Annotated in this window: 12 protein-coding genes; 5 read left to right on the plus strand and 7 right to left on the minus strand. The window is 70.5% G+C overall.

Features of this window, described 5'->3' with window-relative positions; genetic code table 11:
• Window positions 1-510, plus strand: a complete 510-nt coding sequence (locus L2Z93_RS18230) for a helix-turn-helix domain-containing protein (protein ID WP_090588827.1) — start codon at window positions 1-3, stop codon at window positions 508-510.
• A gap of 175 nt (window positions 511-685) precedes the next feature.
• Here L2Z93_RS18230 and L2Z93_RS18235 read toward each other — a convergent pair whose 3' ends face one another.
• Complete coding sequence (locus tag L2Z93_RS18235) at window positions 686-2,755, minus strand: heavy metal translocating P-type ATPase (RefSeq protein ID WP_090588828.1); 2,070 nt, start codon at window positions 2,753-2,755, stop codon at window positions 686-688.
• The gene (locus L2Z93_RS18240) at window positions 2,748-3,125 is read right to left on the minus strand and encodes an ArsR/SmtB family transcription factor (protein WP_090588829.1); all 378 of its coding nucleotides are present in this window, start codon (window positions 3,123-3,125) and stop codon (window positions 2,748-2,750) included. Before L2Z93_RS18240 ends, L2Z93_RS18235 begins: the two co-directional genes overlap by 8 nt.
• A gap of 211 nt (window positions 3,126-3,336) precedes the next feature.
• Between L2Z93_RS18240 and L2Z93_RS18245 the strand changes: the two genes are divergently transcribed.
• Window positions 3,337-5,313, plus strand: coding sequence for a M13 family metallopeptidase (locus L2Z93_RS18245; protein ID WP_090588830.1), 1,977 nt, complete (start codon window positions 3,337-3,339; stop codon window positions 5,311-5,313).
• 3 nt (window positions 5,314-5,316) lie between these two features.
• Window positions 5,317-6,396: an NHL repeat-containing protein gene (locus L2Z93_RS18250; RefSeq protein WP_090588831.1), complete on the plus strand. Its 1,080-nt coding sequence runs from the start codon at window positions 5,317-5,319 to the stop codon at window positions 6,394-6,396.
• On the opposite strand, the gene L2Z93_RS18255 is transcribed toward L2Z93_RS18250, so the two are convergent.
• From L2Z93_RS18255 to L2Z93_RS18265, 3 genes are all read right to left on the minus strand, one after another.
• Window positions 6,393-7,379 (minus strand): L,D-transpeptidase, encoded by a 987-nt coding sequence (locus tag L2Z93_RS18255; protein WP_090588832.1) that lies wholly within the window; start codon window positions 7,377-7,379, stop codon window positions 6,393-6,395. The genes L2Z93_RS18250 and L2Z93_RS18255 overlap by 4 nt on opposite strands.
• Before the next feature lie 194 nt (window positions 7,380-7,573).
• Window positions 7,574-7,870, minus strand: a complete 297-nt coding sequence (ricR, locus tag L2Z93_RS18260) for a copper-sensing transcriptional repressor RicR (RefSeq protein WP_090588833.1) — start codon at window positions 7,868-7,870, stop codon at window positions 7,574-7,576.
• Window positions 7,871-7,880: 10 nt separating this feature from the next.
• Window positions 7,881-8,495: a DUF305 domain-containing protein gene (locus tag L2Z93_RS18265; RefSeq protein ID WP_090588934.1), complete on the minus strand. Its 615-nt coding sequence runs from the start codon at window positions 8,493-8,495 to the stop codon at window positions 7,881-7,883.
• 65 nt (window positions 8,496-8,560) lie between these two features.
• Between L2Z93_RS18265 and ilvD the strand changes: the two genes are divergently transcribed.
• Window positions 8,561-10,276, plus strand: coding sequence for a dihydroxy-acid dehydratase (gene ilvD, locus L2Z93_RS18270; RefSeq protein ID WP_090588834.1), 1,716 nt, complete (start codon window positions 8,561-8,563; stop codon window positions 10,274-10,276).
• A 37-nt stretch (window positions 10,277-10,313) separates the two neighbouring features.
• On the opposite strand, the gene L2Z93_RS18275 is transcribed toward ilvD, so the two are convergent.
• A complete protein-coding gene (locus tag L2Z93_RS18275) occupies window positions 10,314-10,949 on the minus strand; it encodes a hypothetical protein (RefSeq protein ID WP_128111908.1) in 636 nt (211 codons plus the stop codon).
• A gap of 18 nt (window positions 10,950-10,967) precedes the next feature.
• The gene (locus tag L2Z93_RS18280; protein WP_234786108.1) at window positions 10,968-11,648 is read right to left on the minus strand and encodes an O-methyltransferase; all 681 of its coding nucleotides are present in this window, start codon (window positions 11,646-11,648) and stop codon (window positions 10,968-10,970) included.
• Window positions 11,649-11,711: 63 nt separating this feature from the next.
• Here L2Z93_RS18280 and L2Z93_RS18285 point away from each other — a divergent pair, with 63 nt between their 5' ends.
• A complete protein-coding gene (locus tag L2Z93_RS18285) occupies window positions 11,712-12,005 on the plus strand; it encodes a hypothetical protein (RefSeq protein WP_234786109.1) in 294 nt (97 codons plus the stop codon).
• Window positions 12,006-12,029: the final 24 nt, after the last annotated feature.

Genomic DNA, 12,029 nt, shown 5'->3' on the forward strand with positions numbered 1-12,029 from the left:
ATGACCGCGCCCGTCGCGCCTGGTGGCGCCGCCGACCGCCCGCAACCCGACACCGGACGTCCCGTCGAGTTCTGGTCGACGGCGGCGATCCGCGCCGCGCTGGAGGACGGCGATATCGCGGTGTGGCAGCGCATCGTGGTGGCCATCAAGCGGGATCCGTTCGGCCGCACCTCGCGTCAGGTCGAGGAGGTGCTGGAGACCAGCCGGGCCGGCGGCGACGAGCTGCGCGGCATCGCCAAGGCCATGCAGGAGGTGCTGAGCCGTTCCCGCACCCACCTGGAGGTCAATGAGCGCGCCGAGGTGACCCGCCACGTCCGGATGCTGTTGGACCGCTCGGGGCTCAGCCAGCGCGAGTTCGCCTCCCGGATCGGGGTCCCGGCGGGCACCTTCGCCGACTACCTCGCCGATGCGGACTGCCCGTCGGCGTCACTGATGATCCGGATGCGACGGCTCTCGGACCGGTTCGCCCGGATGCGCGCCCAGCGCGACAATCCCACCGTCGCCGACTGACCCGCGGCTGCGGCCGTTCGTCACGAGTGCCTTCGCGAGCCACTTTCTTGGCACAAACCCTCGCGAGCGCCACTTTTCGCACAAAACCCTAGCGAGCGCCACTTTTCGCACACCCCGACCTGGGCTTTCACGTGTTAAAAGTGGCGCTCGTGCCAAAAGCGGCGCTCGCCGGGCCTCAGCCCCCGCTTCCTCCGCAACACGAGTCCGTCCCGCAACACGAGTCACGCTGAACTGCGGCCAGGCCGAGATTGAGGTGGACGGCCCCCGGCGGAGGGGATGCGCTCAGTCCGGGCGTGGGCGCGCTCAGCCCGGGCAGCGGTTTGATCCGGGCCGCCCGGATCGCGTTGCCGATCACCAGCACCTCGGCGGATTCGTGGATGAACACCACCGCCGCCAGTCCCAGCACGCCGAACGCCGCCAGCGGGATCAGCACGGCGATGATGGCCAGCGACAGCCCGATGTTCTGCAGCATGATCCGCCGGGCGCGCCGGCCCTGGCCGAGCACCTTCGGGAGGTGCCGCAGGTCTTCCCCCATCAGCGCCACGTCGGCGGTCTCGATGGCGACGTCGGTCCCCATCACGCCCATCGCGATGCCGACGTCGGCGGTGGCTAGCGCGGGCGCGTCGTTCACCCCGTCGCCGACCATGGCGATCGCCCGGCCGCCGGCCAGGTCCGGTAGTAGCCGGGCCTTGTCCTGCGGCAGCAGCTCGGCGTAGACGGCGCCGATCCCGGCGGCGTCGGCCAATGCCGCGGCGGTGCGGGAATTGTCGCCGGTCAGCATCGCCACCCGGATGCCCAGGCTGCCGAGCTGGCGCACCGCCTCGGCGGCTTCGGGGCGCAGTTCGTCGCGCACCGCGATGGCGGCCAGCGGGACGCCGTCGCGTTCCAGCACCACTACGGTCGCGCCGGCGTTCTGCAGCCGGGTCGCATCGTCGGCCAGCGGGCCCGCGTCGACCCAGCCGGGTTTGCCCAACCGCAGGTCGGATCCGTCGAGACTGCCGGTGATGCCGTGACCGGCGACGGCGGTGACGTCCGCGGCCGATTCGATGAGCACGTGTGGGAGAGGTCCGCCACCATCCACAGCGCCGCTATCAACAGCGGCGGCCAGGATCGCCTGCGCAAGGGGGTGTTCACTGCGGGCTTCCAGGGCGGCGGCCAGCCGCAGCGCCGCCGCCGCGTCGCACGTCCCGACCGTGACGGTCTCGACGACCTGCGGCGCCCCGCGGGTCAGGGTGCCGGTCTTGTCCAGCGCGACGACCCGCACCCGGCCGAGCTCCTCGATCGCCGCCCCGCCCTTGACCAGCGCGCCCTGCCGGCTGGCCGCGCCGATCGCCGCGACCACGGTCAACGGCACCGCGATGGCCAGCGCGCAGGGCGAGGCCGCCACCAGCACCACCAGCGCCCGCTGCAGCCACAGCATCGGGTCGCCGAGCAGCGCGCCGAGGCCTGCGGTCAGCGCGGCCAGCGCCATGATCGCCGGGACCAGCGGGCGGGCGATCCGGTCGGCGAGCCGCTGGCCCAACCCTTTGCGCTCCTGGGCCTCTTCGACGATGTGCACGATCCGGGCCAGCGAGCTGTCGGAGGCGGTCGCGGTGACGCTGACCTCGATGGCGCCGCCGCCGTTGATCGCGCCCGCGTACACCGCGTCGCCAGGGCCGGACTCGACCGGGACGGACTCTCCGGTGATCGCCGACAGATCCAGGTTGGTGCGGCCCGCGGTGATGGTCCCGTCGGTGGCGGCCCGCTCACCCGGCCGCAGCACCAGGGTGTCGCCGACCCGCAGTTCGTCGGGGGCGACGATGCTCTCCCGGCCGCCGCGCAGCACGGTGGCGCTCGGCGGCGCCAGCGACAGCAGCGCTCTCAGGCCGCGGTGGGTGCGGGCCACCGCGTAGTGCTCGAGACCTTCGGCGATGGAGAACAGGATGCCCAGCAGCGCCGCCTCGGCGATCTGGCCGAGCGCCATCGCCCCGATCGCGGCGATGGTCATCAGGGCGCCGACGCCGATCCGGCCGCGGGCCAGGTTGCGCAGCGCATTCGGCGCGAAGGTGGCCGCGGCGATGACCGCGGCCAGCACTTCGCAGCTCACTCCGACGTTCTCGAAGCCGTAGTGCGTCAGCAGCCAGCCGACGGCCAGCAGGACGGCGGCCAGCGCGGCCACCTGCAGCTCGCGCACCTGCCACAGCTTCTCCGGGCCGGATTCCAACTCGGCGGCTTGTTCGCCGGGTCCGCAGCACACGTCAGACACGGTCGGCCGCCAGAACCGCGGCGGTCAGGGCGCGGCCGCGCTCGGTGAGTCGGTACATCACCAGCCGGCCGTCGCGCCGCGCGCTGACCAGGCCGGCGGTCTTGAGTTGCCGCAGGTGATGCGACACCAGGTTCTGCGCGGCGCCGGCCACCCAGGCCAGGTCGCACACGCACAGTTCGTCGCCATCGTCAGTCATCCCCGCGCGGTGCAGCGCGGCGGCCAGTGTGAGCCGGGTCGGGTCGCCGAGCGCCCGGGCGGCCGCGGCGGCACGTTCGACGCTACTCAGCTCCGGCAGCGCGGCGCGGATCTGCTCTGCGTGCGGCAGGTCGAGGCAGAGCAGGTCGCAACTGTCGATCGGAGGTTCCGTCATATCAATATCCTAATGGATATTGATATGTGGTGCCGCGCGCACAGCGAGCGCCACTTTCCGCACACCCCGTCCTGAGCTTTCACGTGCCAAAAGCGGCGCTCGTGCAAGAAGCGGCGCTCATGGCCCCCCAGCCGCCCCACAAACCTCGCCCGCAACGTCCGACGCTCCCGAGCCGACGAGCGCAGTCCCCCGTTCTGGTAAGGATGATTGGGTGACCGCAGTGAGCATCCCCTCCGGCCTGGACCTGGCCTTCGTCGACGCCGATGTCCGCCCCCAAGACGATCTGTTCGTACACGTCAACGGCCGCTGGCTGGATGACTACGAGATCCCCGCCGACCGCGCCACCGACGGCGCGTTCCGCACCCTGTACGACCGGGCCGAGGAGCAGGTCCGCGATCTGATCACCGAGGCAGCCGCCCACCCGGACGGGCCCGACGCCCGTCGCATCGGCGATCTGTACGCCAGCTTCCTCGACGAGGACACCGTGGCCGCCCGCGGCCTGGCCCCGCTGCTGGCCGAACTCGCCCAGATCGACGCCGCCGGCGACGCCGACGCGCTGGCGGCGCTGCTCGGATCGCTGGCCCGCACCGGCGTCGGCGGCGGTGTAGGGCTCTACGTCGACACCGACTCCAAGGACTCCACCCGCTACCTGACGCACCTGACCCAGTCCGGGCTGGGCCTGCCCGATGAGTCCTACTACCGCGACCCGGCGCACGCGGGCGTGCTGGCAGAGTACCCGCGGCACATCGCCCGGATGCTGGCGCTGACGTTCCCGGATCGCGCCGACCACGACGAGACCGCCGCGCGGATCGTCGCGCTGGAGACCAAACTCGCCGCCGCACACTGGGATGTGGTCAAACGCCGCGACGCGGACCTCAGCTACAACCTTCGCGCGTTCGCCGAGCTGGCCGAGCAGGCGCCCGGCTTCGACTGGGCCGGCTGGCTGGCCGGGATCGGGCTTACGCCAGATCAGGCCGCGGAACTGGTTGTCCGCCAACCGGATTACCTGACCGGATTCGCCGCGCTGTGGGCCTCCGAGCCGCTCGAGGATTGGCGGGACTGGGCGCGCTGGCGGGTGATCCGGGCCCGCGCCGGTTACCTCACCGACGAGCTGGTCGCCGCGGACTTCGACTTCTACGGTCGCACCCTGACCGGAACCGAGGCGATCCGGGATCGCTGGAAGCGCGGCGTCTCGCTGGTCGAGTCGCTGATGGGCGAGGCCATCGGAAAGCTCTATGTGGCAAAGCATTTCCCGCCGGAGCACAAGGCCCGGATGGACGAGCTGGTGCACAACCTGCGGGAGGCGTACCGGGTCAGCATCACCGACCTGGAGTGGATGACCCCGGAGACCCGCCGTCGCGCGCTGGCCAAGCTGGACAAGTTCACCGCCAAGATCGGCTACCCGCCGAAGTGGCGGGACTACGCGGGCCTGCGCATCGACCGCGACGACCTGTACGGCAACTACCAGCGCGGCTACGCGGTGAACTTCGACCACGAACTGGCCAAACTCGGCGGTCCGGTGGACCGCGACGAGTGGTTCATGACACCGCAGACGGTCAACGCGTACTACAACCCGGGCATGAATGAGATCGTCTTCCCGGCGGCGATCCTGCAGCCGCCGTTCTTCGACGCCGACGCCGACGACGCCGCCAACTACGGCGGCATCGGCGCGGTGATCGGCCACGAGATCGGCCACGGCTTCGACGACCAGGGCGCCAAGTACGACGGCGACGGCAACCTGGTGGACTGGTGGACCGACGACGATCGCGCCGAATTCGGCTTGCGCACAAAGGCTCTCATCGAGCAGTACGACGGCTTCTCCCCGAAGGCGCTGACCGCCGAGCACCACGTCAACGGCGCGTTCACCGTCGGGGAGAACATCGGCGACCTCGGCGGCCTGTCCATCGCGCTGCTGGCCTACCAGCTGTCACTGGGCGGCGCCGAAGCACCCGTGATCGACGGTCTGACCGGGGTGCAGCGGGTGTTCTTCGGCTGGGCGCAGGTGTGGCGCACCAAATCCCGCGACGCCGAGGCCATCCGCCGGCTGGCGACCGACCCGCACTCCCCGCCGGAGTTCCGCTGCAACGGCGTCATCCGCAATATCGACGCCTTCTACGACGCCTTCGACGTCGCCACCGACGACGAACTGTTCCTGGAACCCGCGCAGCGGGTCCGCATCTGGAGCTGACCCGTGGCCTCGCTGCGACACCGCCTCGCGCCGCTGGGCGGCGTGGCAGTTGTGACCGCCTCGCTGCTGGCCGGCTGCGCCGACGCCCCGGCGCACGAACCGGTGACCCGGGCCTCCTGCGCGGCGACCCTGCCGGACGTCTGGCGGGCGGCGTTCGACTCCGGGGCCCGGGATCTGACGCCGCTAGCCATCACCCCCGGCGGTGAGGTGCTCGCCGCCCGCGACGACGGGACGCTGCGCGAGGTGGTGCAGATCGGCGACAACCAGGCCCCGACGCTGGTGTACGCGGTCCCCGAATCGGACAAACAGGACGCCGGGTTCGCCGCCGCCGACGACGACTGGGTGGTGGTCGGGGTGCGGAGGAATCCGCGCGGCGCCAACGGCGTCATCCCCACCCTGGTCCGCATCGTGGCGATCAATCGCGCCGACCTGCAGGCCAAAACCATCGTCGAAACCAGCGCACAGGACTTCGCCGACGGCGCCGCGACCATCGACTCCGTCGCCCTGGTCGACGGCACCGTGTACTGGTTCACCCGCGACGCCTACGCCCGGCGACAGGGCACGCTACGCTCCTACGACCTGGCCTCCGGTGAAACCGCCGACGTCACCCGGGGCATGATGGCCAACCTGCGGGCCGGCGGCGCGGGCCTGGTCTGGGATGTTCGCGCGGGCGCCGACGAGGGCCGATCCGCCGTCGGCGTGGCGACCGACCTGCCGGACCCGGTCCGCGACGCCGTCCCCGACGATCAGCGGGCCGCCATCGTCACCGACGGCGACAGCTACGCCTGGCCGGCCGACGGCGGCATCCGACGGTGGTCGGCCGAGAGCGGCGAGGTGAAGGTGACCGGCGACTTCCCCCGCGCGGACCTGCTGGTGGCCGGCCCGTACGTGCTCGCCGCGGGGCCCGACGGGCGGTCCTCGACGATCGTCGACACCAACTCCGGGGCGGTCACCACGGCGCCGTACCCGGCGATCACCAGCGGGGCGGGCATTGTCGCGGCCTGGCTGCCGTCGGCGGATAAGACGAAGCCCGCGGTGGCGACCATCGTCGACACCGCGGGCTTACCGCCGTTGACCTGCTAGAACATCTGCCAATCGGAGGCGCCGTCGGGCTGGTTGTACCAACCGCCGGTGGTGTTCTTGATGACCACCGGGTCGCCGCTGCCGAAGTTGTCGTAGAACCACTTGGCGTTGGCCGGGCTCAGGTTGATGCAGCCCGCGCTGACGTTGCTGTTGCCCTGCGCGCCCACCGACCACGGGGCGCCGTGCACGAACACGCCGGAGTTGTCGATCCGGACGGCGTCCTTGACCGGGGTCTTATAGCCGTCGGCCGAGTTGACCGGGACGCCGTAGGTGGAGGAGTCCATGATCATGTCGGCGAACTTCTCCAGCACGTAGTAGGTGCCGTTCTTGGTCGCCCACTTGCCGCCGCGGCCCATCGACACCGGGAAGGTCTTCTCCAGCTTCCCGTTGCGCATGACCTCCATGGTCTTGGTCTCGTCGTCGACGGTCGCGACCAGGTAGTCACCGGTGCGGAAGGTGGACTTGGTGCCGCCCGCGTCGATGTTGACGACGGTGTTGGCCGGCCAGAAGTCCTGCGGGCGCCAGCGCAGCTGCTTGTCGGTCACCCAGTAGAACCGGCCGGGCACCGGCGGGTTGGAGGTGATGTGGATGGCGTCCTCGGCCATCTGCTTGTCGACGATCGGGACGGCGAAGTTGATGTAGATCGGCTTGGCCACGCCGACCATCGACCCGTTGACCGGGTTGAACGACGGCGGGCGGAACGGCGGCTCGCCGACGAACGGGGTCGGGTTCTGACCGGCGGGGGTGCCGGCCGGGATCACCGCGGGGGCGCCGTAGTGGCTCAGCGGCTCAGCGGCGGTGGTCTCCGCGGCGCCCGGCGCGGTGGGGTCGGCAGGCGCGGCGGGATCCACCGGCGCGGGCACCGGGTCGATGCCCGGGAGCACCGGATCGGCGGACGCCGGACCGGCGGCCAGCGCCGAGGTCACGGTGATCAGGGCCGCGCCGACGACGGCGCCGAACGTGCGCGCGGTTCGGGTACTCATCACAAAATCCTCCAAAATTCGGGGGTTCCATCCAGTGTGACATAACGGCGGGCGGTCCTGCCGCCGCCGAAATGCCTCTACCAGGTCCGATGCCGTCGGCGCCGAACCAATGACCTGCACAGATATCGCCGCGGCGGCGGGTTTCGTTAGCGCAGGTGCGACCTTCGCCACTGTGACGGTGGCCGCACCCTGCGCTAGCTCCGGACCAGCCGGGCGATGGCGGCCGACGCCTCGGCCAGCTTGGCGTCGGCCTCCTGCCCGCCCTCGGCGACTGCGTGGCTGACGCAATGCCCCAGGTGTTCGTCGAGCAGACCGAGGGCCACCGACTGCAACGCGCTGGTGACCGCGCTGATCTGGGTCAGCACGTCGATGCAGTACTTGTCCTCGTCGATCATCTTGGCGATGCCGCGGACCTGGCCCTCGATGCGGCGCAGCCGCTTGGCGTAGGCCTCCTTGTTCGCGGCGTACCCGTGCTCGACGTGCTCACTCATGGATGTGTCCTCACTCGTGGCCGAGCATGGTGTGCATCTGGTCGATCTCGGCCTGCTGGCTGTCGATGATCTCCTGCGCCATCGCCGTGGCAGCGGGGTTCTGGCCCTCGGCGACCTCGGTCTTGGCCATCTCGATGGCGCCCTCGTGGTGACCGATCATCGACTCCAGCCACAGCTTGTCGAAGTCGGCGCCCTTCAGCGTCTTGAGCTTGGCCATGGTGGCGTCGTCGACCATGCCGGCCATGGTGTGCGTGCCCGGGTCGGCGCCGGAGCCGTGGTGGTCGCCGTGATGCTCGGTCTCGCTGGTTTCGGTGGCCTCGGCCGGGCCCCACTCCTGCAGCCAGGCGGTCATGGTGTCGATCTCGGGCTGCTGCGCGTCACTGATCTGAGCGGCCAGTTCCAGCAGCTCGGCGTTGTCGGTGCGGCCGGCGACCAGCTCCACCAGCTCGATGGCCTGCTCGTGGTGCGGGATCATATGCTCGGCGAAGGTGACGTCGGCGTCGTTGTGATCCGGGCCGGGCGCGGCGTCGTCGGATTTCGAACACGACACCATGAACACCGCCAGCAGCAGGGCGATGACGGCGATACCGGCGCGGGCGAAAATTTTCAGCGGCTGGGAAGTCATGGCCACCACCCTACCGCAATACCCCCGAGGGGTATCAGAAACGCCCAGGTTGTCATACTTAAACGATGTCCGACCAGCCTGCACAGCCCGCAGCTCACGATCTGAAACCACGCAGCCGCGACGTCACCGACGGCCTGGAGCGAGCGGCCGCGCGCGGCATGCTCCGCGCCGTCGGGATGGACGACGAGGACTTCGCCAAACCGCAGATCGGGGTGGCCTCGTCCTGGAACGAAATCACCCCGTGCAACCTGTCCCTGGACCGCCTCGCGAAGGTGGTCAAGGAGGGTGTGTTCGAGGCCGGCGGCTTCCCGATGGAGTTCGGCACCATCTCGGTGTCCGACGGCATCTCGATGGGGCACGAGGGCATGCATTTCTCCCTGGTGTCTCGCGAGATCATCGCCGACTCGGTGGAGACCGTCATGCAGGCCGAGCGCCTGGACGGCTCCGTGCTGCTGGCCGGCTGCGACAAGTCGCTGCCCGGCATGCTGATGGCCGCCGCCCGGCTGGATCTGGCCAGCGTCTTCCTCTACGCCGGGTCGATCATGCCCGGCCGGGCCAAGCTGAGCGACGGCACCGAGAAGGACGTCACCATCATCGACGCGTTCGAGGCGGTCGGGGCGTGCGCGCGCGGGCTGATGAGCCGCGAGGACGTCGACACCATCGAGCGCGCCATCTGCCCCGGTGAGGGCGCCTGCGGCGGCATGTACACCGCCAACACCATGGCCAGCGCCGCCGAGGCGCTGGGCATGTCGCTGCCCGGCAGCGCCGCGCCGCCGGCCCCGGATCGCCGCCGCGACGGCTTCGCCCGCCGCAGCGGGCACGCCGTGGTGGAGCTGCTGCGCCGCGGCATCACCGCCCGCGACATCATGGTCAAAGAGGCGTTCGAGAACGCCATCGCCGTGGTGATGGCGTTCGGCGGCTCCACCAACGCGGTGCTGCACCTGCTGGCCATCGCCTGGGAGGCCGGCGTGCCGCTGAGCCTGGCCGACTTCACCCGGATCGGCTCCAAGGTTCCGCACCTGGCCGACGTCAAGCCGTTCGGCGCCTACGTGATGAACGACGTGGACCGCATCGGCGGCGTTCCGGTGGTGATGAAAGCGCTGCTGGACGCCGGGCTGCTGCACGGCGACGTGATGACCGTGACGGGCGCGACGATGGCCGAGAACCTCAAGGACATCGCCCCGCCGGACCCCGACGGCAAGGTGCTGCGCGCGCTGTCGCGTCCCATCCATCCGACCGGCGGCATCACCATCCTGCACGGCTCGCTGGCGCCGGAGGGCGCGGTGGTGAAGTCCGCCGGCTTCGACTCCGACGTCTTCGAGGGCACCGCCCGGGTCTTTGAGCGCGAGCGCGCGGCCCTGGACGCGTTGGAGGACGGCACCATCACCGCCGGCGACGTGGTCGTCATCCGCTACGAGGGCCCCAAGGGCGGCCCGGGTATGCGCGAGATGCTGGCCATCACCGGCGCGATCAAGGGCGCCGGGTTGGGCAAGGACGTGCTGCTGATGACCGACGGCCGGTTCTCCGGCGGCACCACCGGCCTGTGCGTCGGGCACGTGGCGCCCGAGGCGGTCGACGCCGGCCCGATCGCGTTCATCCAAGACGGCGACCGGATCCGCCTCGACGTCGGCAACGGGACGCTGGACGTGCTGGTCGACGAAGCCGAGTTCGAGGCGCGCAAGGAGGGCTGGGCGCCGCTGCCCCCGCGCTACACCTCCGGTGTGTTGGGCAAGTACCAGAAGTTGGTGGGCTCGGCCGCCGTCGGCGCCGTCTGCAGCTGAGTCGCGCAGCGGGCTCAGCTCATCAGCGCAGCTGAGCTCAGTAGGCCTCGAACTTCTCCCGGCTGACGAAGAAAGCCCGGCCGGTGCCGGTGTGCGCGCAGGTGACGCCGGCCTCCTCGGACAGGCAGCCGTAATCACCGGCGACGAGTGCGCTGCCGTAGGGCAGCACGTTGGCCGCCAGCGGCACCTGCAGCCCGCCCGTGCAGATCCCGTCGGTCGCGCCGGTGGGTTCGAGAACGACGTGGTCGGTCGCCCAGCCCGGCCCGGGTCCGCAATCGGCGGGCTTCGGGGTCGGCGGGGTGTCCCGGACGGCCAGGTGGCAGACCACCTGATCGATGTCCATATCGGTCTGCACGTACCACAGGCAGCCGATATTGCCGCTCGGCGTCCGGAAGGACACCGAGTCCTCGGAGTAGGTCAGCGGGCCGCCGCTGTTCCAGCTCATATCGTGATACGTCGCCTCGTCGGCCCGCGGCGCCGCCTCAACCCGGGCAAGAGGGGTGTCCGCAGGCGGCGGGGTGACCGTAGTCGTCTCCGCACTCGCCGACCTCGACGGCACCCCGGCCACCGACGTCGCCGCGGTCGGCTCGCCGTCCAGCCCGGAACCCGAGCATCCGGCCAACAGCAACGCGCCCGCCACCAGACCCGACCTCGCGATATTCGTCCTCAGCACCCGGGTATTCCAGCACAGTTACTGCGCGGCGTGGCGCGGGCTGCGGTGCTTCACCACCGCCAGCGCGAAGCCGTCCCAGCCCTTGACCCCGACCGTCTGGATGGCGGCGGTGTCCAGCTCGGGGCGCCGTCCCATGGCCTCCAGCATCTCCAGCGTCGCGCGGGCCTGCTCGTCATCCTGGTGATGCGACAGGATCCGGCCGCGGCGCACCACATTGTCGACGACGATCACGCTGCCCGGCGCGCTCAGCCGCACCGCCCAGTCCAGGTAGGCCGGGTAATTCTCCTTGTCGGCGTCGATGAAGATCAGGTCGAACGGGCCGCGCAACGTCGGCAACGTCTCCAAGGCCGCGCCGACGACGATCTCCACCCGGTAGTCCAGCCCGGCGCGGCGCAGATTCGCGGCGGCCACCTCGGCGTGGTGCGGCTCGTACTCCAGCGTCACCACGGAGCCTTCCGCGCCGACGCCTCTGGCCAGGAAGATGGTGCTGTACCCGCCGAGGGTGCCGATCTCCAGCACCCGGCGGCCGCCGCGGATCTTCACCAGCAGCCCCAGCAACTGGGCGCTCTGCGGCGAGATGGCGATATCGGGCAGACCGGCGGCCCGGCTGGCTTCCAGCGCTTCGGCGAGCACGGGGTCTCGGTCCAGCAGGATCTGGTCCAACAGGGCGTCCACTTCGGCGGGGGTTGTCTCACTCACCCGCACCACGCTAGCGCCGCAGATCGGTCCGCAACTGTGCTCGGCGGTGTTAGGTTCCCCAACATGCGCAGAACTGGAAGCGTCAGGTTCGGGGCCGCGCTCGCGGCGGCGTTGTGCGCGGCGGGGTTGCTGTCGGGATGTTCGGCGGTGGCGCCCAAGGGCGGGGACACCACCTGCGGCGAATTCAACAAGATGAACAAGGAAGACCAGACCGGGGTCATCAGGCAGATGATCTCCGAGGACGGCAACAGCGAGCCGGCGAACATGGAGGTCAACGGCAAGTTGGTGTCCGCCCAGCTGTACTGCAAGACCCTCGCCTCGGACTCCAACACCGTCCGGGAAGCTCCGCTGAGCTGAGCCGAGCGTTTTGACGACCACCGC

The sequence above is a fragment of the Mycolicibacterium brumae genome, assembly GCF_025215495.1.
GTDB lineage: Bacteria > Actinomycetota > Actinomycetes > Mycobacteriales > Mycobacteriaceae > Mycobacterium > Mycobacterium brumae.